Genomic DNA, 21,272 nt, shown 5'->3' with positions numbered 1-21,272 from the left:
CTACCGTGCCGACTTCATCGCACACCGCCCGTCCGCTTATCGAAACCTTGCCGCCGCAACGCGTGCTGGCGGTCGACGATCTATCGGTCGCCTTCCGTAGCGGCGACACCACCTTCAACGCGGTGCGCAATTTGTCGCTGACGGTCGAGCGCGGCGAGACGCTGGCGATCGTCGGCGAATCGGGTTCGGGCAAATCAGTAACCTCGCTCGCGTTGATGCGGCTGATCGAGCATGGCGGTGGGCGCCTTGCCGGCGGCAGCATCGCTTTTCGGCGCCGCGACGGCAGCGTGCTCGACCTCGCGAAAGCGTCGTCCGGCACGATGCGTTCGATTCGCGGCGCCGACATCGCGATGATTTTCCAGGAGCCGATGACCTCGCTCAATCCGGTCTTCACGGTGGGCGATCAGATCAGCGAGGCGATCGCGTTGCATCAGGGCAAGAGTCGCTCCGCCGCGCACGCTGAAACGCTGCGCCTGCTCGAACTCGTGCGCATTCCGGAAGCGCGGCGCGTGGCGGCGCGCTTTCCGCATCAACTGTCGGGCGGCATGCGCCAACGCGTGATGATCGCGATGGCGCTGTCGTGCAAGCCGGCGCTGCTGATCGCCGACGAACCGACCACCGCGCTCGACGTGACGATCCAGGCGCAGATCCTGCAATTGATCCGCGGCTTGCAGGACGAGATGAACATGGGCGTGATCTTCATCACGCACGACATGGGCGTGGTCGCCGAAGTGGCCGATCGCGTGCTGGTGATGTATCGCGGCGAGAAGGTGGAAGAGGGCGCGTCCGACGCGTTGTTCGCCGCGCCGTCGCATCCTTATACGAAGGCGTTGCTCGCCGCGGTGCCGCGTCTCGGCGCGATGCAAGGCACGAATCAGCCGGCCAAGTTTCCGATCCTGACCGTCGAGCAGGCGAGCCTGAGCGGCACGGATCAAGCCGTGCGTCCCGCAGCTGCAGTCGCCGAAGAAACGCAGCCGCTGGTGCAGGAAACCACGCCGCCGATTCTGCGAGTCCGCGATCTGGTCACGCGCTTTCCGGTCAAGAGCGGAGTGTTCGGCCGCGTGACGGGTCGCGTGCATGCGGTGGAAAAAGTCAGCTTCGATTTGCGGCCCGGCGAAACGCTCGCGCTGGTCGGTGAATCGGGTTGCGGCAAATCGACAACCGGCCGCTCGCTGCTGCGCCTCGTCGAAAGTCAAAGCGGGTCGATCGAATTCAACGGCCGCGAAATCAGTTCGCTGACGGGCCCCGCGTTGCAGGCGCTGCGCCGCGATATCCAGTTTATTTTCCAGGACCCGTTCGCGTCGCTGAACCCGCGTTTGACGGTCGGCTTCTCGATCATGGAGCCGCTGCTCGTGCACGGCGTGGCGCAAGGCGCCGAAGCACAGGCGCGCGTGGCGTGGCTGCTCGACAAAGTGGGCTTGCCGCCCGAAGCCGCGCGGCGCTATCCGCACGAATTCTCCGGTGGTCAGCGGCAACGCATAGCGATTGCGCGCGCGTTGGCGTTGAACCCCAAAGTCGTGATCGCCGACGAATCCGTGTCCGCACTCGATGTCTCCGTGCAAGCGCAGATCGTCAACCTGATGCTCGATTTACAGCGTGAACTCGGCGTCGCGTATCTGTTCATTTCACACGACATGGCCGTGGTCGAGCGCGTCAGTCATCGCGTCGCGGTGATGTATCTCGGCCAGATCGTCGAGATCGGCCCGCGGCGCGCGGTGTTCGAAGCGCCGCAGCATCCGTACACGCGCAAGCTGATGGGCGCGGTGCCGGTCGCCGATCCGGCGCGCCGTCACGCCAAACGCATGCTCGCCGCCGATGAGATTCCGAGCCCGATTCGCGCGCTCAACGATGAACCGATCGTAGCGCCGCTCGTCGCGGTCGGACCGGATCATTTCGTCGCCCAGCATCACGTCGGCGGCGCGTACTAAAACCCCGTACTAGAACCTCTAGCCACACGCTTGTTCTCGCAGCATCACAACCTGTTTCATTTCGCAGCCTGGAGCCAACCTCATGAACCTGCTGGTCCCGTCTTCTCCGTTTCGTTTGCGCGCGCTGATTAGCGGCGGCGCAGTGGTGTTCGCGATGCTCGCGGGCAATGCGGCGCACGCCGACACGACGGCAGTAATGGCCGTCGCCTCGACCTTCACGACGCTCGATCCGTACGATGCCAACGACACGCTCTCGCAAGCTGTCGCCAAGTCGTTTTATCAGGGGCTGTTCGGCTTCGACAAGGACATGAAGCTGGTCAACGTGCTGGCCGACAGCTACGAAGCCAGTCCGGACGCGAAGGTCTACACGTTCAAGCTGCGCCACGGCGTGAAGTTCCAGGACGGCACCGACTTCAACGCTGCCGCGGTGAAAGCGAACTTCGACCGTGTGACGGATCCGGCGAACAAGCTCAAGCGCTACAACATGTTCAACCGCATCGAGAAGACCGAAGTGGTCGATCCGTACACGGTGAAGATCACGCTGAAGGCGCCGTTCTCGGCGTTCATCAACGTGCTGGCGCATCCTTCGGCGGTGATGATTTCGCCGGACGCGCTGAAGAAGTACGGCAAGGACATCGCATTTCATCCGGTCGGCACGGGTCCGTTCGAACTGGTGAAGTGGGATCCGGCGGGCGATCTGACGGTGAAGAAGTTTGCCGGCTACTGGAAGAAGGGCTACCCCAAGGTCGACGCGATCGACTGGAAGCCGGTGGTCGACAACAACACGCGCGCCGCGTTGATGCGCACCGGCGAAGCGGATTTCGCCTTCCAGGTGCCGTTCGAACAGGCCGCGCAATTGCAGTCGAGCCCGAAGGTCGATCTGATCGCGTCGCCGTCGATCATCCAGCGCTATATCAGCCTGAACGTGAACCAGAAGCCGTTCGATAATCCGAAGGTGCGTGAAGCGCTGAACTATGCGGTCAACAAGGACGCGCTCACCAAGGTCGTGTTCGCCGGTTACGCGACGCCGGCCGACGGCGTGGTGCCGCAAGGCGTCGACTACGCGGTGAAGCAGGGCCCGTGGCCGTACGATCCGGCCAAGGCGCGCGCGTTGCTGAAGGAAGCGGGCTATCCGAACGGTTTCGAAACCACACTGTGGTCCGCGTATAACTACTCGACCGCGCAGAAGGTGATCCAGTTCGTGCAGCAGCAACTCGCGCAAGTGGGCATCAAGGCGCAGGTCGAAGCGCTCGAAGCAGGCCAACGCGTCGCCAAGGTGGAAAGCGCGCAGGACGCCGCGACGGCGCCGGTGCGCATGTACTACGCGGGCTGGTCGTCGTCGACGGGTGAAGCGGATTGGGCGATCACGCCGCTGCTGGCGTCGGTCTCGTTTCCGCCGAAGATGGTCAACACGGCGTACTACAAGAACGACACCGTCGACAGCGATCTGAAGCAGGCGCTCGAAACCACCGACCGCGCGAAGAAAGCCGAACTCTATACCGACGCGCAAAAACGCATCTGGGCCGACGCGCCGTGGATCTTCCTCGTCAAGGAGAAGGTGGTGTATGCGCGCAGCAAGCGTCTGTCGGGTGCTTATGTCGCGCCGGACGGCTCGTTCAATTTCGACGAGATCGCGATCAAGTGATGAGTTGACCGTGAGCGCGGGCGTGTCGTTTCATCAGCGCGCCCGCGCTGCACGCTGGCTGCTTTGCTTCACTACGCGCCGCACAAGATCTTTCGTTGCCCGCATCATTGCCGGATTGGATGTCATGCTGAATTTCCTCGTCAAACGTCTCTTTGGCCTGCTGCCGACGCTTTTCATCGTCGCCGTGCTGGTGTTCCTGTTCGTGCATATGCTGCCGGGCGATCCGGCGCGGCTTGCCGCCGGTCCCGACGCGGACGAGGCGACGGTCGCGCTGGTGCGCGCCGACCTCGGCCTGAACAAGCCGATGCCGCAGCAGTTTGCCAGCTTCTTCGTGAAGATCGCGCACGGCGACTTCGGCATTTCGACGCGCAGCAAGCGCCCGGTCAGCCAGGAAATCGGCGAGCGTTTCATGCCGACGCTGCTGCTCACGCTCGCCAGCATGGTGTGGGCGGTCGTGCTGGGCATGGGCATCGGCATCGTTTCGGCGGTGTGGCGCAACCGCTGGCCGGACCGGCTCGGCATGACGCTCGCGGTGTCGGGTATATCGTTTCCCGCATTCGCGCTCGGCATGCTGCTGATGGAGATCTTTTCGGTGAAGCTCGGCTGGCTGCCGATTGTCGGTGATGGTTCGTGGCAGAGCTACGTGCTGCCGTCGCTCACGCTCGGCGCGGCCGTCGCGGCAGTGATGGCGCGCTTCACGCGCGCGTCGTTCGTCGAAGTGATGAACGAAGACTTCGTACGCACCGCGCGCGCCAAGGGCGTGCCCGAGCGTCTCGTGATCGTCAAACACTGCCTGCGTAACGCGATGATTCCCGTCATCACGATGATGGGTTTGCAATTCGGCTTCCTGCTGGGCGGCTCGATCGTGGTCGAAGTGGTGTTCAACTGGCCGGGCCTCGGGCGCCTGCTGGTGGACGCGGTGTCGATGCGCGACTATCCGGTGATTCAGGCCGAAGTGCTGTTGTTCTCGCTGGAATTCATCATCATCAATCTGGTCGTGGACGTGCTGTACGCCGTGATCAATCCGACCATCCGTTTCAAGTGAGGCCCGCATGAGCACGACCGCCACCGAGCCGACTGCGGCCAGCACCGCGAAAGCACAAGCCGCCATCCGCACGCCATGGAGCGAGTTCTGGCGCAAATTCCGTAAGCAGCACGTGGCGCTCGGCGCCGGCATCTTCGTGCTGCTATTGATTGCGGTCGCGATCGTCGCGCCGCATATCGTGCCGTACGATCCGGAGAATTTTTTCGACTACGACGCGTTGAACGCGGGGCCCTCCGCGGCGCACTGGTTCGGCGTGGATTCGCTGGGGCGCGATATTTTCAGCCGTATTCTCGCGGGCTCACGCATCTCGCTCGAAGCGGGCTTTCTGTCCGTTGCGATCGGCGCGGTGATCGGCACGTTCTTCGGCTTGCTCGCCGGCTACTACGAAGGCTGGTGGGATCGCATCACCATGCGCGTGGCCGACGTGCTGTTCGCCTTTCCCGGCATTCTGCTGGCGATCGGCGTGGTGGCGATTCTCGGCAACGGCATGATCAACGTGATCTGCGCGGTCGCAATCTTCAGCATTCCGGCGTTCGCGCGGCTCGTGCGCGGCAATACGCTGATGCTCAAACAGCTCACGTATATCGAAGCGGCGCGCAGCATCGGCGCGTCGGATTGGACGATCATCGTGCGGCACATTCTGCCAGGGACGATTTCCTCGGTGGTCGTGTACTTCACGATGCGTATCGGCACCTCGATCATCACCGCGGCGAGTCTGTCGTTCCTCGGCCTCGGCGCGCAACCGCCGACGCCGGAGTGGGGCGCGATGCTCAATGAAGCGCGCGCCGACATGGTTACGGCGCCGCATATCGCGCTGTTCCCCAGTCTCGCGATTTTCCTGACCGTGCTGGCGTTCAATCTGCTCGGCGACGGTTTGCGCGATGCGCTCGATCCGAAGCTCGACCGGCCATGAATTCGACTGCGCTTCGTGGTGCGCCGCATATCGGCGGATTGCCAAGCGGTCCGCTCGGCACGATTGCCGATGTGCAGGGCGTGACTGTCGGACATTGCACGCTCGACCAAGGTGCCGTGCAAACCGGCGTGACCGTAATTCGTCCGCATGACGGCGATCCGTTTCTCGACAAGGTGCCGGCGGCGGCGTCGGTGATCAACGGGTTCGGCAAAAGCATCGGGCTCGTGCAGGTCGAAGAACTCGGCACGCTGGAAACGCCGATTGCGTTGACCAACACGTTCGGCGTCGCCGCTGTCGCGCAGGCGCAGATTCGTGCGGCCATTCGCGCGAATCCGCAGATTGGGCGCGAGTGGTCGACGGTCAATCCCCTGGTGTTCGAATGCAATGACGGGTATCTGAACGATATCCAGGCGTTGGCCGTCACCGAGCAGCATTTCGATGATGCTTATGCTGCGGCCAGTGCGGGTGTAGCGAGCGGATCGGTCGGTGCCGGCCGGGGCATGTCGTGCTTCGATCTGAAGGGCGGCATTGGCAACGCGTCACGCGTGGTGAACGCAGCGGGGCGCAGCTATACCGTCGGCGCTCTGGTGCTGGCGAACTTCGGCCGGCTGCCCATGTTGACCATCGACGGCACGCCGCTCGGCCGTGTGCTCGCCGAGCGTGCGAACAAGGAGTCAACGAAGCCCGAACAAGGCTCGATCATCATGATCGTCGCCACCGACGCGCCGCTCGACGCGCGCCAGCTCAAGCGTCTTTCATTGCGCGCAGCGGCGGGGCTCGCACGCACCGGTTCGGTCTACGGCCACGGCAGCGGCGATATCGCGCTGGCGTTTTCAACGGCCTATACCGTGCCGCACGGCGCCGACTTCATCACGCTCCCACCGCTCCTCGCCGACGAACGTCTCGACCCGCTCTTTCGCGCGTGCGCTGACAGCGTCGAGCAGGCGATTCTCGACGCCTTGTGGAGTGCCGTATCCGTAACCGGGCGCGACGCTCACCAGCGTCTATCGCTGCGTGACTCAGTGCCCGATCTTGCCCAACTATTCGAACGCACCCGCTGATGAAAGTCCTCATTTCCACCGACATCGAAGGCATTGCCGGCGTGTTTCATCCTGAACAGACGCGCGCGGGCAACGGCGAATACGAAGCCGCGCGCCGCTGGATGACGCTTGAAGCCAACGCCGCCATCGAAGGCGCCTTCGCCGGTGGCGCGACGCAAGTGTGGGTCAACGATTCGCACGGCGGCTTTCGCAATCTGCTGCCCGACCTGCTCGACGCGCGCGCCCAGGTGGTGCTCGGCAAACCGCGCACGTTGGGCATGATGGCCGGGCTCGAATACGGCGCGGCGCTCGTCTTCATGATCGGCTATCACGCCATGTCGCAAACGCGCGGCATCCTCGCGCACACCATCAACAGTTTTGCTTTCGCACGCGTTTCGCTGAACGGCGTCGAGGTCGGCGAAGCGGGCGTGTATGGCGCGCTGGCGGAAGAATATGGCGCACAGGTCGCGCTTTTATCCGGCGATGACGTCTTCGCCGAAGAAACCGCGCCGCGTTTTCCAGGCGCGCGTTTTGTCGTCACCAAGAGCGCGACGGGACATGCGAGCGGCGTGACGCAATCGCCGGCGAGCGCTCGTGCCGCAATCGAAACCGCCGCGCGCGAAGTGGTTCAGCAGCATCTCGCGAAGGGGCATGGGCGCGAATCCACCCGCAGCGAAGCGAAGCCTGTGGCATGCGAACTGCGCGTGCAAACCAGCGCGCTCGCCGATCTGTTCTGCCAATGGCCGACGGTTATGCGCGTGGATGCGGTCACGCTGCGCTTCAGCGCGGCTTCGGCGGAACATGTGGTGCGTATGCTGAATTGCCTGTCGGCGATGTCGTTCATGTTGCGCTGAGCGCGCGGTAACGGGCCGTTCTCAAACGCGATCATTTCACCGCGCTTACAGCGGCACGGTGGCGGCACGTTTCGTGAGGAAGCGTTACTCTCGTGCATTCCGGAGGCAGCATCTTTCTCACTGAGCGGAGTACAGCATGGGTAAGCAGACTATCGCGGATTATCTGGCCAAAACACTGGCGGCGGCGGACGTCGAGCGAATCTGGGGCGTGACGGGCGACAGCCTGAACGGCCTGTCGGATAGCTTGCAACGCCTTGGTTCGATTCGCTGGATGCACACGCGCCATGAAGAAGTGGCCGCCTTCGCCGCCGGCGCCGATGCCGCCGCGACCGGCAAGCTCGCGGTCTGCGCGGGCAGTTGCGGTCCGGGCAATCTGCACCTCATCAACGGCCTGTACGACTGTCATCGCAATCATCAGCCTGTGCTCGCGATTGCCGCGCATATTCCATCGTCGGAAATCGGCCTCGGCTACTTTCAGGAAACCCATCCGCAAGAGCTGTTCAAGGAGTGCAGCCACTACGTCGAACTGGTGACGAACCCGTCGCAGTTCCCGCGCGTGCTGGCGCGCGCCATGCGCACCGCGATCGAGGAGCGCGGCGTTGCCGTGATCGTGCTGCCGGGCGATGTCGCGCTGGGCGACGCACCCGAGGAAACGCCGGCATGGGCCGGCACGCTGGAGCGTTCCACCGTGGTGCCGTCCGACGCGGATCTCGACCGGCTTGCCGATCTGCTCAACCAGGCGGGCGGCGTGACGCTGCTGTGCGGCAGCGGCTGCGCCGGCGCGCACGACGAAGTGGTCGCCTTCGCCGACCAGCTCGGCGCACCGACCGTGCATGCGCTGCGCGGCAAGCAATACGTGGAGTGGGACAACCCCTTCGATGTCGGCATGACCGGGCTGATCGGCTTCAGCTCCGGCTACCACGCGATGATGTCGTGCGACACGCTCGTGATGCTCGGCACCGATTTCCCGTATCGCAACTTCTACCCGTCGCATGGCAACGTGGTGCAGATCGACCGGCGCGGTTCCGCGCTCGGCAAGCGAGCGCCGTTGAAGCTCGGTCTGGTCGGCGACGTGAAGGCGACCTTGCAGGCGCTGATGCCGCGGCTCAAGCACAAGAGCGACCGGCGTTTCCTGGAGAACGCGCGCAAGCACTATGCGGACACGCGCAAGGATCTCGACGACCTCGCGCGGCCATCCGCCCCGGGGCGCGCGATTCATCCGCAATATCTCACCAGCATCGTCGACAAGGTCGCCAACGAGGACGCGGTGTTCTCCGCCGACGTCGGCACGCCGACGCTCTGGGCCGCGCGCTATCTGACCATGAACGGCAAGCGCTCGCTGCACGGTTCGTTCAATCACGGCTCGATGGCGAACGCGATGCCGCAAGCCCTGGGCGCGCAGGCCGCGAACCCGGGCCGCCAGGTGATCTCGCTGTCGGGCGACGGCGGCCTGTCGATGCTGCTCGGCGATCTGCTCACTGCACGTCAGCTGGATTTGCCGATCAAGGTCGTGGTGTTCAACAACAGCGTGCTCGGCTTCGTCGCGATGGAGATGAAAGCAGGCGGTTATCTGGAGGCCGGCACCGATCTGGCCACCACCGACTTCGCGGCGATTGCGCGCGGCGCGGGAATATACGGTGTCCGAATCGAACTGTCGGAGAACATCGAACCGGCATTGCGCGAGGCGTTCGCGCATCCGGGTCCGGCGGTGATCGACGTGGTGACGGCGAAGCACGAACTCGCCATGCCGCCGAAGATCCAGTGGGCGCAGGCCAAGGGCTTCAGCCTGTATATGCTGAAGGCGGTGCTGAACGGTCGCGGGGATGAGGTCGTCGAGCTGGCGACGACGAATCTGCGCTGAGTTGGAGTGGGTTGTTTTGACTGGCGTATGCGCGATCGCCTTCGCGCATACGCCTGAACCGGACTACTGCTGCCGGCTCAATTCACGCGCCGCGCGATCGATCACGTCGGCGATCGCGCCCGCGTGCGACACCGGTGCCAGGTGGCTCGACGCCATCGGCACGATCTTGGCGCCCATCCGGTCGGCCATGAATTTTTCCACTTCCGGCGACACGGCCCGGTCCCGCGTCGTGAGCACGTACCACGACGGTTTTTCCTTCCAGGCGACCTGGCTGACTGTCTCATTGAAGGCGCTCGCGGCGATCGGCACCTGTGCGGTGGCCAGCACGCGCGTCAGATTCTCGGGAACGTCCGCGGCGAAGTCGGCGTGATATTTCGTGCGATCGAGCCAGAGGAAGCCGCTCGAATCCTTCATGATGCCCTCGCCCGCCGGCGCCGGTGCGGCGCGCTTCAACAGATCCATGGCCGACTCGTGCAGATCCGGCGCAATGGCCGCGACATAGACGAGACCCGCGACGTTCGGCGCGTTCGCACCTGCTTCGGTGATTACGACGCCGCCCCACGAATGTCCCACCAGAATGGTCGGGCCATTCTGACGCGCGAGGACGCGACGCGTCGCGGCGACATCGTCGGCGAGGGAGGTGAGCGGATTTTGCACCGAACTCACGTGATAGCCCTTCTGCTGCAATTTCGCGACCACGCCGTTCCAGCTCGAGCCGTCGACGAACGCGCCATGTACCAGCACGACGTTGCGGACCGGGCCGGTCATGGGCGCGGCGGGAGGCGGTGTGGCGCCAACTTTGGAGGATGGTGCGGCGGGTGCCATGTCAGGCGCTATGGGCGCCGGCGCTTCGGGCGCGCTTGCCTCCGTGGGCGGTTCGTCGACCGGCTCGGCCGCAGGCGCCATGCCCGGTGCCATGGTGGGCGCGGCGGGTGCCGGCGCCGCGTTGGGCACGGTGGTCTGGGCGAGCGCGGCGACCCCTGTGAAGCAGAGACACAAAGCAGCGGCGCAAAGCAAATGTTTGGGCAACATGTTGAATCTCCAGAGGCTGACAGCTCGACTAGGGCAACATACAGAAGCCCTGCGCCAGTGACAATCACTATCCTCGCCGTTAAGTGCGGCGCAGAACCAAACCCGGGTCGCTCCCAGTATTTAGCTAATATCGGCCACGGTAAAATTTCAGGTTCTGCCAGGCCGGGCCATAAGTCCGTCCGGGCGATCGATATCCATACACTGGGGCGCAACGTTGAATAGTGCACAGCAGCAAGACGGCCTGAAGCGCGGGCTCAAGAATCGCCACATCCAGCTCATCGCGCTGGGCGGTGCGATCGGCACCGGCCTGTTTCTCGGCTCCGCCAGCGTATTGCAGGCAGCCGGACCGTCGATGATTCTCGGCTACGCGATCGGCGGCATCATCGCCTTCATGATCATGCGGCAATTGGGCGAAATGGTGGCGCAGGAGCCGGTGGCGGGTTCGTTCAGCCACTTCGCGTACAAGTATTGGGGCGACTTTCCCGGCTTTCTGTCCGGCTGGAACTACTGGGTGCTTTATGTGCTCGTCAGCATGGCCGAGCTGACCGCCGTCGGCACTTACGTTCACTACTGGTGGCCGGGCGTGCCGACGTGGGTGTCGGCGCTGGTGTGTTTCGCTTTGATCAACGCGATCAATCTCGCCAACGTCAAAGCCTACGGTGAAACCGAGTTCTGGTTCGCGATCATCAAGGTCGTGGCGGTGATCGGCATGATCGTGTTCGGCGGCTATCTGCTGATCAGCGGCCATGGTGGTCCGCAAGCCTCGATCACCAACCTTTGGGCTCACGGCGGCTTTTTCCCGCACGGCTTTCATGGCCTGTTCATGATGCTCGCGGTCATCATGTTTTCATTCGGCGGGCTGGAGCTGATCGGCATTACGGCGGCGGAAGCCGACCAGCCGCAGAAGAGCATTCCGAAGGCCGTGAATCAGGTGATCTATCGGATCCTGATTTTCTACATCTGCTCGCTGGCGATATTGCTGTCGTTGTATCCGTGGAATGAAGTAGCGGCGGGCGGCAGTCCGTTCGTGATGATCTTCTCGCAGATCGGTTCGACGCTGACCGCGAACGTCCTCAACGTGGTGGTGTTGACTGCCGCGCTGTCGGTGTACAACAGCGGCGTGTATGCGAATAGCCGCATGCTGTACGGCCTCGCGGAGCAGGGCAATGCGCCGCGCGCGCTGATGAAGGTCGACCGGCGCGGCGTGCCGTATATGGCGATCGGGTTGTCGGCGCTCGCCACGTTCACGTGCGTGATCGTCAACTATCTGATTCCCGCCGAAGCGCTCGGCCTGCTGATGGCGCTGGTGGTCGCCGCGCTCGTGCTGAACTGGGCGCTGATCAGCCTGACGCATCTCAAGTCGCGCAAGGCAATGGTTGCTGCCGGCGAGACACTCGTGTTCAAGTCGTTCTGGTTCCCGGTCAGCAACTGGATCTGCCTCGCGTTCATGGCGCTGATCCTCGTGATTCTGGCGATGACGCCGGGCTTGTCGGTGTCCGTGTGGCTGGTGCCGGCGTGGCTGGTGGTGATGTGGGCCGGATATGTGTTCAAGCGCCGGCGCGCGGCTGTGCAGGGTGGGGCGCGGGTAGTGGGGCGGTAAGGTGTCTCGAATGGCGTGAGGGGCGACGTTCGCGCTCACGCCGTTTGAATTCCTTGAGGTTTTCAGACCGGCCAGAAACGACAAACCCCGCGAGCAGCATGTGCTGGCGGGGTTCGAGGAAATACTGAAACAGCGGTCTTTCGAATTCTTTGGTGCCCAGGGCCGGAATCGAACCGGCACGCCTTGCGGCGGGGGATTTTGAGTCCCCTGCGTCTACCAATTTCACCACCTGGGCAGGTCTTGCAGCGCACGCGTCAGAAGCTGGCGCGCGGCGAAGACGCAGATTATGGCCGAAAATTCGGCGCCGGGCAAGCCAGTTGCTTTCTTCCGCTGCAAGGCCTTCAAACCGTGCGGGAAAATCGCTCGAGTGTCTGCTGGCCGAGATAGCGGTCGAACACCATCGCGATGTTGCGCACGAGCATGCGGCCGGCCATCCGCACTTCGAGCTTGCCTGCTTCGAGCGACACCAGACCGTCCTGCTCGAAGCCGCGCAAGCGCTTTAACTCCGGCTCGAATGTCCCGGCGAAGCGGATGCCATAGGCCGCTTCGAATTCGTCGAAGCGCAATTCCAGGTTGCACATCAGCTGCGTGATCACGTCGCGGCGCAGACGGTCGTCGGCGGTGAGGCGCACGCCGCGTGCGATAGCGAGCGTGCCCGCATCGATCGCCGCGGCATAGCCCGGCAGATCCTTGACGTTCTGCGCGTACACGTCGCCGACCTTGCCGATCGACGATGCGCCGAAGCCGATCAGATCGCATTCCGCCCGCGTGCTGTAGCCCTGAAAATTGCGATGCAACGTGCGCTGCGCTTGCGCGCGCGCGAGTTCGTCGGTGGGCAGCGCGAAGTGATCCATGCCGATGTACACATAGCCCGCACCTGTCAGACGTTCGACCACATGCTGCAGGATCGCGAGTCTCACGTCGGATGAAGGCAGCGTGGCGGGGTCCATCTGGCGTTGCATCTTGAAGAGCTGCGGCATGTGCGCATAAGCGAAGACGGAGAGACGATCGGGCGCAAGCGCGAGCATCGTGTCGAGCGTGCGGCCGAAGCTCTCGACCGTCTGATGCGGCAGTCCGTAAATCAGATCGACGCCGATCGAGTGAAAGCCGGTGGCGCGCGCGGCCTGCATCACCGAGGCGGTCATCTCGAGCGGCTGAATGCGGTTGATCGCCTGCTGCACGACCGGATCGAAGTCTTGCACGCCGAGGCTCAGCCGGTTGAAACCGAGTTTGCGCAGATGCGCGATCGTATCGGGCGATGCTTCGCGCGGATCGACTTCGATCGAATACTCGGTTTCGGCGTCGGGCAGCAGTGTGAAGTGCTCGCGCGTGGCGGCCATCAGTTCGGCCGTTTCCTCGTGCGACAGGAAGGTCGGCGTGCCGCCGCCCCAATGCAATTGCGATACCGGACGCCGCGTGTCGAAACAGGCGGCCTGCAACGCCATTTCGCGTTTCAACTGATCGAGGTACGGACGCGCGTGGGCGCGATTTTTGGTGGCGACCTTGTTGCAGCCGCAGTAGAAACACACGGTGTCGCAAAACGGAATGTGGAAGTACAGCGAGAGATCCGTGGACGACGCGCCGGGGTCGGCGGCGGCGCGTAGATAGTCAGTGCGATCGAAGTCGTCGCGGAACTGCAGGGCAGTCGGATAGGACGTATACCGTGGGCCGTTCGCGCTGTATTTGGCGAGCAGGTCAGGGCGAAACAGCGTACTGGCGATGGACATGAGGGACTCGAGGGCTGGCTGGCGGCCATCGAGTAAGAGGCGGACCGCCGCGATTCGCGCGACCAGATCGATCCGCGCAGACGCCTCTTGCGCATGGCCTTTAGGATCTTTCGAGTTTACGCGAGTGACCATTCGCCCGATTGCGTAAAAAGGTCGCACGGAATGCGGTGGCACAATGCGGGTCTGATAGTGCATAGCCCGTTTTTGGGTTCAGGAAAAATGTCGTGAGTGATGTGTCGAACAGCGCCGTGAAGCGCGAGTCTCCGTTCCGCGTGGCCGGTCACGCGTGCCGCCCTGATTGCGGCGCGTGCTGTATAGCGCCGTCGATTTCGAGTCCGATTCCGGGTATGCCGAATGGCAAGCCGGCGGGCGTACGCTGCGCGCAACTCGGCGACGATCTGCGCTGCGCGATCTTCGGTCAGCCTGAACGGCCGGCGTGCTGTTCAGGTCTGCAGCCGCAGATGGAAATGTGCGGCACGAATCGCGGCGAGGCGCTCGCGTGGCTCGCGCAACTGGAGATGCAAACTCAACCGAACGCGCAGCCGGTGGCTCAGCGCTAATGCGCGCAAGCGATCGCCGCGAACAGCAAACTGCAAACGGCAAACCACCAGCCGAAAACGAACACCGCAATCGCATGCCAGAACAGGTTTCCACAGGAGATTTCGCATGACTCGACCCGCCGCGCCGGCCCGGCGCCGCTTCCTGCTTGCCGCGCTGACAGGCTGCAGCGCGCTCAGCATCACCGTTTCGCTTTCGGCCTGCGCAACCTCGACTTTTCCGTTCATTCCGTCGCATTACACGTTCTCGCAGCAGCAGGTGCAGGACGCGGTGCAGCGCAAATTCCCCTATCAGCGCACGGTTTCGCAAGTGTTCGATGTCGCGCTGACCCACCCGGTGGTCGGTCTGTTGCCCGACGCGAACCGCGTCTCAGTGAAGCTCGATGCGCGTCTCGTGAGTCCCTTCATGCCGCAGCCGGTCGACGGCGTGTTCACGCTGTCGAGCGAACTGGCCTACGACGCCGCCAGCAAATCGGTCGTGCTCAAGTCGCCGAACGTCGATAACGTCAGCGTGAGCGGGCAGGCGCAGGCCTATACCCAGCAGATCAATGCGGCCGCGGCGGTGCTCGCCACGCAGTTGCTGACCAACTATCCGATCTACACCTTCAAGCCCGAACAACTGCAATTTGCCGGAGTGAATTACGAACCCGGTACAATCACCATCCTTACAAACGGCATACGCGTGCAGATCGTCGAAAAATGACGCGGCGCGCGGCCGGCAGGGCCGCGCGCTTTCCGTGCCGGCCCTGTTCGTTCCGACTGACTACAGCGATTAGGGGCACGGATGGACTGGCTATTGGCTTGCAAGGCGCTGATTCTGGGCGTCGTCGAGGGATTGACGGAGTTTTTGCCCGTGTCGAGCACCGGGCATTTGATCGTCGCGGGCAGCCTGCTGAACTTTACCGATGAGCATGCGAAAACCTTCGACGTCGTGATCCAGCTCGGCGCGATTATCGCCGTGTGCTGGGAATTCCGCCGCCGCATCGGCAGTGTGGTGTCCGGTTTGCCGAGCCGGCCGGATGCGCGGCGCTTCACGCTGAATGTGATCATCGCCACGATTCCGGCGATCGTGCTCGGCTTGCTGTTCGAGAAATCCATCAAGGCAGCGTTGTTCTCGCCGGTGCCGGTCGCGTTCGCACTGGTGGCAGGCGGCGTCGTGATCCTGTGGGCGGAGGCGCGTCAGCGCGCGCAAGGCGAGAGGGAAGCGCGCGTGCAAAACGTGGACGACCTGAGCGCGCTGGACGCGCTGAAAGTCGGCCTCGCACAATGTTTCGCGCTGATTCCGGGCATGTCGCGCTCGGGTTCGACGATCATCGGCGGGATGCTGTTCGGCCTCGACCGGCGCGTTGCCACGGAGTTTTCGTTCTTCCTTGCGATTCCGATCATTTTCGGCGCGACCGCTTACGAGCTGTACAAAGACTGGCACCTGCTTTCGGTCGATGCGCTCGGCACCTTCGCGGTCGGGTTCGTGGCGGCGTTCGTCAGCGCTTTTGCCTGCGTGCGCTGGCTGCTGCGCTACATCGCCGCGCACGATTTCACCGCGTTTGCGTGGTATCGCATCGGCTTCGGACTGCTGATCCTGCTGGTCGGCTATAGCGGCGCGTTGAGCTGGACGGATTGAGCGCTTGCCGTTTGCTTGAGCCATGAGAAAAGGTCCGCGTTTGCGGACCTTTTTCGTTGCGTGCCGAATCGTGCTGCGCGTTTATGCAACGCCGCGTTTGCGGAAGACGAGATCCCACACGCCATGTCCGAGCCGCAAGCCGCGGCGCTCGAACTTCGTCACCGGACGGTACTCCGGACGCGGCGCATAGCTGTCGGCGGTATTTTCCAGCGCCGGATCGGCGCTCAGTACTTCGAGCATTTGTTCGGCGTAGTTCTGCCAGTCCGTCGCGCAATGCAGATACGCGCCGGGCTTCAGGCGCGATGCCAGCAGCGCGACAAACTTCGGCTGGATCAGCCGGCGCTTGTGGTGGCGCGCCTTGTGCCACGGGTCCGGAAAGAAGATGTGCACGCCGTCGAGGCTGGCCGGCGCGATCATCTGTTCGAGTACCTCGACCGCGTCGTGCTGAACGATGCGGATGTTGGACAGGTTCTGTTCACCCATCAGTTTCAGCAGCGCGCCGACGCCCGGCTCGTGTACTTCGACGCCGAGAAAATCGTCGCCGGGACGGTGTGAGGCGATTTCGGCGGTGGTCGCCCCCATGCCGAAGCCGATTTCCAGCACGCGTGGCGCCTCGCGGCCGAATACGGCGTTCCAGTCAGGCTGCTGCGGCGCAAAGGGCACCACGAAGCGCGGCCCGAGTTCGTCCATGGCGCGGCGCTGGCCGGTCGAGACGCGGCCGGCGCGCGTGACGAAGCTGCGGATGCGGCGCCGATGCAGGGCTTCTTGCGGGGCGTTGTCGTCGGCGTTCGGTTGGTGTCCGGTTTCGCTGGAGGGCGTCGGGAAGTCGTCCGGCGGGCCGGCGTCGTTTGGATCGTGGATCATTGTCGATGCTGCTACAAGGGTAAAGGGCTTCGCGGCTCGCCCGGCGTGCTGCACGGTGCCTGTCCGAGCTTGCGCGGTATGAGGCGCGAGTCCGACCGGCACGGCGAGTGAGCGCGAGGTTGACGGGTCGCTGCGCCAGGCCGCCGCTATGACAAAAAAGCCGCCTTCATGGAGGCGGCTCGTGCTGGATTCTGCTGAAGGTGTCAGCAGGAAAGTGGAGCGGGCGTTGCAAGTGCGCGTAAGGTAGCACAACCCAAAAGGGCGCGTCCAGACTGACCGGAGATGGCGGGAGTAGGGATGTGAGGGGGAATATTACATTCCAATAACGCGGGCATCTGCACAGGTGATTTAATCTTTTTGTAAGCTATTTCTTCGGGCGATTATCTGACGGAGTAAATGATCATCAGCAAGTATGCGCATCGATGCCCATAGTCTTACTGCCTTCCCACTTCCGGTGATTCGCGCTTCGTGATGAGATGCCTTTTGGGGCGACGTCGCTACTCGAGAATCTTCTTGGCCGATCTGCGTAGGCGGATGGATTGCCGGATTCGACGATCAGGAAAGGCTTTTTTCGGGTAAAGGCGAGAAGAGAGGTCGAGTCAGATCCTTTCGCGAATCTGCCCGATTGCCCACGAGCCGACTAGAAAGAATCTGGAGCGGGCGATGGGAATCGAACCCACGGCTCTAGCTTGGGAAGCTAGGGTATTACCATTATACGACGCCCGCAGAGCACGCCATTCTACGCGGGTTTCACGCGACTTGGCAAACGTGGACGTTTGCGGCGCGTCAGGTGGTGTGCTGACTGCGGGGAGCGCGTGTGATGTTCCGCGCCACTTTGCACCGGCTCGTCGTATCCGCCGAGCCGTACTCAGCGATTCGTCGCGTGCTCCTGCGCATTCGCTCCGCTATCTCCCTCGCGAGTTCTACCTAACGCGACTAACTCGGCATCGTCTTCGTCAGGCGCCGCAACTAAGTACACCGAGGCGCTGCCGTCCGCCACCGCGCACAACGCGGAACTAGCCGATTAACGCTCCGACTGCCAACCAGATCGCGGAAATCGAATGCAGCTAGAAGCCCATATAAATACAAGGCCAATCAAATAGTTACGCACCGCATGCTTCGATTTCTTGATTCGTTATGCATGACTTTTCATCGCTGCCGACTGAGTGGTCGCTCAAGACATTCGAATAAATATTAAAGCTTACCGGAATCCCGCCGTTTACTTCTTTAGCGCCATTTCCAAATGTTACAAGAATTCATTCGATTTGATTCTGTCAAGTGACTTTCTGGAATATTTCAACGAATCGGCGCTGGCGGCAATCATCGAGATCAAAATGACCAACGGTGTGCCATAGCCGATCTGATTGGCTGTGCACTCACCCAAATACAAAATGGATATGAAAATTAAAGCTAAATTGACGTTATCCCTGCTCGCTTCGCTCGCGCTGGCCGCGTGTGGCGGTGGCGGCGACGGGGGCAATTCGGCGGCAGCGCCTGCGACCGGCAGCGCTTCGGCGCCGGCCGTGGCAAGTGCTCCCGTTCCCGCAAGCGCGCCGGTTCCGGCTTCTTCGCCCGCCCTGAGCGGCGAGCAGCTGCCGAGTCTGACCAGTCCGCAGAGCGGTTCGGCCGCGGCCACGGGCAACGGCGTAGAAGGGGTGTGGACAAGCCAGTCCGGCATCGACAAGACCACGGCCTTCGTCGATCCGCAAGGCAACATCTCTTACCTGAATACGGTAGGCGGCTTCGGCATGTCGGAATTCTTCGGCGTCATCGCGCCCAGCGCGCCGAACTGGACGCTCACCTCGGGTGTGGCATTCATCGGCGGCTTCTATTATCCGACGACCTCCGGCTCGGGCACCTTCGTGAATAAACAGACGTTCACGGGCAGCTACGTCGAGAACGGCACCACGGTGGACCTGTCCTGGAACTACGACGCGGCGAATGCGCTCGCGGTTACCCAGTCGAGCGTCGCGGGCACGTGGGCGCAAACCGGTTCGTCACTGACTATTGCAAACGACGGCACGCTCAGCGGCACATTGAGCGGCTGCCCGGTCTCCGGAACGTTGCTGCTCGCCACGCCGTCGTCCAGCAAGAATCTCTACACGTTGAGCGTGACCGGCACGACCGCGTCCTGCACGTTGAAATCGGGCGCGACGTATTCGGGCAATGCCGCGATTACGTTCCTGCCGATCACGGGCAGCACCCTGTACGTCCGCACGATTCTCTTCATGATCAGGACAGCGGCCAACAACACGATTGCCTACGGTCAGTTGACGAAGCAATAAGCGGAAGCAATCAGCTGAAGCAATAAGCGACGCATGAAACAAAGCCGCCGCCTTTCTGATGGGCGGCGGCTTCTGAATATTCGCTACCTGCGCGTTCAGATCACGAAATAAGTCAGTTGAACGGCGGCGCGGGTGACCACCATCAGCAGCACCTGCACGATCACGAACAGCAGGATCGGCGAAAGGTCGATGCCCCCGAGTTGCGGCACCACGCGGCGCAGCGGATTCAGAAACGGCGCCGTGAGCTGGTACAGAATCGGCATGGCCGGCGAACGCGGATTGAGCCATGACAGCAGCGCCATCAGAATCGTCAGCCAGATGATCAGATTCAGCGCCCACTTGATCAGAGTCAGCACCGCGACGATCAACAGCGTCGGCAACAGCGTGAGCGGATCGGCGCCCGTCAACACCACCATCAGCACGACATACACGATGGCAGCGAGGAGGGCCGCGACAAGGCTCGCCCAATCGATCTTGCGCGTGCTCGGCAAAATATGCCTCAAGGGCAGCACGATCCAGTTGGTGACTTGCAGTACGGCATTCGTGACGGGGTTGTAGGGTGGCATGCGCACGACTTGCAGCCATGCGCGCAGCAACAGCGCCGCGCCGAACAGCGTGAAGACGGTATTGAGCAGAAAACGGGCGATATCGCCAAACATCTCGTGTCCTTATCCTTCGAATATTACGGCCGCCGAGCGGCCGCAGGGTGCCGGCGCTCTCCAAACGGCGCGCCGGCGGGTTCATTTGAATTTCCCGCGCCTTTCCCGCACTCGGGGCGCGTTACGCGCCGTTTGAAGCGGCCGCGTGGTGCTGCAATGTCACGGTTCGCGGGTCACGATCAACGGCTCACTATATTAAAGGCCGCGATTCGTCCGCGTTCCGCGGGGCATCACACGGAAATCTTGATCTCGCTGATCAGAATCGAGCCGTTGCCGCCGTCCGTGTAGTTGGGAATGTCGGCCATCAATTGCTCGGAAGCCGGTTTGAATACTTTGTAGAAGTCGTCCGCGCTGTCGAACAGGAAGTGGCCCGCTGCGACGTACGGTGGCGGCGTTCCCGGCGGCCCTGCGTTGATGCCGACGTCGACCGACCAGCCCTTCAGCGACGGCCCGAACAGCTTCGCCGCGAGCGGCATATGCGTGACGCAGTAATAGTCCACGTCGAAGTGGCCGTTTTCCCGATACGGATAGAGGATGCTGACCTTGATCATTGTGCGTTCTCGTCTGTTGGTCCCGATGCGCGGCGCTGGCGGATTGCGCGCGGCGCCGGACGTCACATTATCACGGCTTACTTGACGCTTGCACCTGCTGCAGCCTGATTCAGCGACCGGTTGAGCGATTCTTCCACCACCTCGGCGATGGCGTCGATCGCGGCGGGCGGCGTGGCGCGGCGTTCGGCCAGGCCGACCGCGCGCCGCGACATTAGCCCGTACAGCGCGGCGTGGTCGCCGCCGAGGCCTTCCAGCAGCGCCAGTTGTTTCTGAACCACGCCGGTGTCGCCGCGCGATACCGGGCCCGCGAGGGCGTTGGGCAAACCCCTGTCGCGGGCGGTTTCAATGGTGCCGGAAAGCATCGGCAGCAGCGCCCGCAGCGCATCGTCTTCGGCAAAGCCGAGCGTGCGCCACAGCGCGACGCATTCCGCGAGGCTGCACAGCGCGAAGCTGGCGGCGTAGTGCGCGGCGGCGTGATAGAGCATACGACCGCCCGCCGGAATCGACAGCGGATGGCAGCGCAGCGCGACGGCTAGCGCTGTCAGCGTGTCTCTCAGTGCACCGTCGGCTTCGATCGTCACCGAACAACCGGCGATGCGCTCCAGATCGGCGGGTTCGCCGCTAAAGAGGTACAGTGGGTGAAAACCGCCGATCGAGGCGCCCTGGTCGCGTGCCGGGGCGAGCAATTCGACCGGCGAAGCCCCGCTGCAGTGCACGAGCGCCTTGCCGTGCGCGCTGGCGGCGGTGTCGGGAGTGAACCGGAGTGTGTGCGCTGACGTACCGATGCTGTCATCGGGAACAGCTAAAAAGACGATATCGGCGGCGTCGACAACCTGTTGTGGGTTCTCGAATGCCGCGCAATGCTCGATTTGACTGGCAAGCCGGCCGGCGGAAGTTGCCGAGCGACTGGCTACCGCGGTGACCGGATAACCGGAGCGTGAAAAGCTCAGCGCGAGACAGCGTGCGAGCCGGCCCGCACCGATAAAGCCGAGGCGCGGCAGAGAGGACTGGGACATGGGTGCCTGCTCCAGACGAACGTTGGGAAAGCAGAAGTATCGCGCATCCGCCACGCTCGCGGCGCGGCTGGGCA

General features: G+C 63.0%; 18 protein-coding genes and 2 tRNA genes. 12 read left to right on the top strand and 8 right to left on the bottom strand.

Going from position 1 to position 21,272, the window contains the following annotated elements; genetic code table 11:
• Nucleotides 1-5: 5 nt before the first annotated feature.
• The 7 genes from B0G81_RS21370 to poxB all read left to right on the top strand — a co-directional run bounded on the left by B0G81_RS21370 (nucleotide 6) and on the right by poxB (nucleotide 9,286).
• A complete protein-coding gene (locus B0G81_RS21370) occupies nucleotides 6-1,928 on the top strand; it encodes a dipeptide ABC transporter ATP-binding protein (protein ID WP_134138263.1) in 1,923 nt (640 codons plus the stop codon).
• 82 nt (nucleotides 1,929-2,010) lie between these two features.
• Nucleotides 2,011-3,573, top strand: a complete 1,563-nt coding sequence (gene gsiB / locus B0G81_RS21365; protein ID WP_134138262.1) for a glutathione ABC transporter substrate-binding protein GsiB — start codon at nucleotides 2,011-2,013, stop codon at nucleotides 3,571-3,573.
• A gap of 124 nt (nucleotides 3,574-3,697) precedes the next feature.
• Entirely contained in the window at nucleotides 3,698-4,618 is a 921-nt protein-coding gene (gsiC, locus tag B0G81_RS21360; RefSeq protein WP_012434094.1) for a glutathione ABC transporter permease GsiC, read from the top strand.
• A gap of 7 nt (nucleotides 4,619-4,625) precedes the next feature.
• Nucleotides 4,626-5,531, top strand: coding sequence for a glutathione ABC transporter permease GsiD (gene gsiD / locus B0G81_RS21355; RefSeq protein WP_134138261.1), 906 nt, complete (start codon nucleotides 4,626-4,628; stop codon nucleotides 5,529-5,531).
• Entirely contained in the window at nucleotides 5,528-6,592 is a 1,065-nt protein-coding gene (locus B0G81_RS21350; protein WP_134138260.1) for a P1 family peptidase, read from the top strand. Before gsiD ends, B0G81_RS21350 begins: the two co-directional genes overlap by 4 nt.
• Nucleotides 6,592-7,425: a M55 family metallopeptidase gene (locus B0G81_RS21345; protein ID WP_134138259.1), complete on the top strand. Its 834-nt coding sequence runs from the start codon at nucleotides 6,592-6,594 to the stop codon at nucleotides 7,423-7,425. Before B0G81_RS21350 ends, B0G81_RS21345 begins: the two co-directional genes overlap by 1 nt.
• Before the next feature lie 136 nt (nucleotides 7,426-7,561).
• Entirely contained in the window at nucleotides 7,562-9,286 is a 1,725-nt protein-coding gene (poxB, locus tag B0G81_RS21340) for a ubiquinone-dependent pyruvate dehydrogenase (protein WP_106283391.1), read from the top strand.
• Nucleotides 9,287-9,349: 63 nt separating this feature from the next.
• On the opposite strand, the gene B0G81_RS21335 is transcribed toward poxB, so the two are convergent.
• On the bottom strand, nucleotides 9,350-10,318 hold the full coding sequence (locus tag B0G81_RS21335) for an alpha/beta hydrolase (protein ID WP_134138258.1): 969 nt from the start codon (nucleotides 10,316-10,318) through the stop codon (nucleotides 9,350-9,352).
• 214 nt (nucleotides 10,319-10,532) lie between these two features.
• Between B0G81_RS21335 and B0G81_RS21330 the strand changes: the two genes are divergently transcribed.
• A complete protein-coding gene (locus tag B0G81_RS21330; RefSeq protein WP_106283389.1) occupies nucleotides 10,533-11,918 on the top strand; it encodes an amino acid permease in 1,386 nt (461 codons plus the stop codon).
• 150 nt (nucleotides 11,919-12,068) lie between these two features.
• Here the strand turns inward: B0G81_RS21330 and B0G81_RS21325 are convergent.
• Together B0G81_RS21325 and hemN are read right to left on the bottom strand one after the other, a co-directional pair.
• Nucleotides 12,069-12,153: transfer RNA gene (locus B0G81_RS21325), tRNA-Leu, on the bottom strand.
• Nucleotides 12,154-12,259: 106 nt separating this feature from the next.
• Entirely contained in the window at nucleotides 12,260-13,645 is a 1,386-nt protein-coding gene (hemN, locus tag B0G81_RS21320) for an oxygen-independent coproporphyrinogen III oxidase (RefSeq protein WP_134138257.1), read from the bottom strand.
• Between the two features lie 224 nt (nucleotides 13,646-13,869).
• Here hemN and B0G81_RS21315 point away from each other — a divergent pair, with 224 nt between their 5' ends.
• The 3 genes from B0G81_RS21315 (at nucleotide 13,870) to B0G81_RS21305 (ending at nucleotide 15,823) form a co-directional block, all read left to right on the top strand.
• Nucleotides 13,870-14,205: a YkgJ family cysteine cluster protein gene (locus tag B0G81_RS21315; RefSeq protein WP_134138256.1), complete on the top strand. Its 336-nt coding sequence runs from the start codon at nucleotides 13,870-13,872 to the stop codon at nucleotides 14,203-14,205.
• A gap of 106 nt (nucleotides 14,206-14,311) precedes the next feature.
• Nucleotides 14,312-14,905: a DUF1439 domain-containing protein gene (locus B0G81_RS21310; RefSeq protein WP_134138255.1), complete on the top strand. Its 594-nt coding sequence runs from the start codon at nucleotides 14,312-14,314 to the stop codon at nucleotides 14,903-14,905.
• 81 nt (nucleotides 14,906-14,986) lie between these two features.
• The gene (locus tag B0G81_RS21305; RefSeq protein ID WP_134138254.1) at nucleotides 14,987-15,823 is read left to right on the top strand and encodes an undecaprenyl-diphosphate phosphatase; all 837 of its coding nucleotides are present in this window, start codon (nucleotides 14,987-14,989) and stop codon (nucleotides 15,821-15,823) included.
• 81 nt (nucleotides 15,824-15,904) lie between these two features.
• Here B0G81_RS21305 and trmB read toward each other — a convergent pair whose 3' ends face one another.
• Nucleotides 15,905-16,687 carry a tRNA (guanosine(46)-N7)-methyltransferase TrmB gene (gene trmB, locus B0G81_RS21300; protein WP_134138253.1) on the bottom strand — a complete coding sequence of 261 codons (783 nt, stop codon included), beginning with the start codon at nucleotides 16,685-16,687 and terminating at the stop codon, nucleotides 15,905-15,907.
• Between the two features lie 652 nt (nucleotides 16,688-17,339).
• A tRNA-Gly gene (locus B0G81_RS21295) sits at nucleotides 17,340-17,413 on the bottom strand.
• A 665-nt stretch (nucleotides 17,414-18,078) separates the two neighbouring features.
• Between B0G81_RS21295 and B0G81_RS21290 the strand changes: the two genes are divergently transcribed.
• The gene (locus B0G81_RS21290) at nucleotides 18,079-18,972 is read left to right on the top strand and encodes a hypothetical protein (protein WP_134138252.1); all 894 of its coding nucleotides are present in this window, start codon (nucleotides 18,079-18,081) and stop codon (nucleotides 18,970-18,972) included.
• A gap of 95 nt (nucleotides 18,973-19,067) precedes the next feature.
• Here B0G81_RS21290 and B0G81_RS21285 read toward each other — a convergent pair whose 3' ends face one another.
• The 3 genes from B0G81_RS21285 to B0G81_RS21275 form a co-directional block, all read right to left on the bottom strand.
• Nucleotides 19,068-19,631: a YggT family protein gene (locus B0G81_RS21285; RefSeq protein ID WP_106313896.1), complete on the bottom strand. Its 564-nt coding sequence runs from the start codon at nucleotides 19,629-19,631 to the stop codon at nucleotides 19,068-19,070.
• A 230-nt stretch (nucleotides 19,632-19,861) separates the two neighbouring features.
• Nucleotides 19,862-20,182 carry an EthD family reductase gene (locus tag B0G81_RS21280; RefSeq protein ID WP_134138251.1) on the bottom strand — a complete coding sequence of 107 codons (321 nt, stop codon included), beginning with the start codon at nucleotides 20,180-20,182 and terminating at the stop codon, nucleotides 19,862-19,864.
• A 77-nt stretch (nucleotides 20,183-20,259) separates the two neighbouring features.
• Entirely contained in the window at nucleotides 20,260-21,198 is a 939-nt protein-coding gene (locus B0G81_RS21275; protein ID WP_134138250.1) for a DUF2520 domain-containing protein, read from the bottom strand.
• Between the last annotated feature and the right edge of the window lie 74 nt (nucleotides 21,199-21,272).

Source organism: Paraburkholderia sp. BL6665CI2N2, assembly GCF_004366535.1.
Lineage (GTDB): Bacteria > Pseudomonadota > Gammaproteobacteria > Burkholderiales > Burkholderiaceae > Paraburkholderia.
This window is presented reverse-complemented; position numbering and strand designations above follow the sequence as displayed.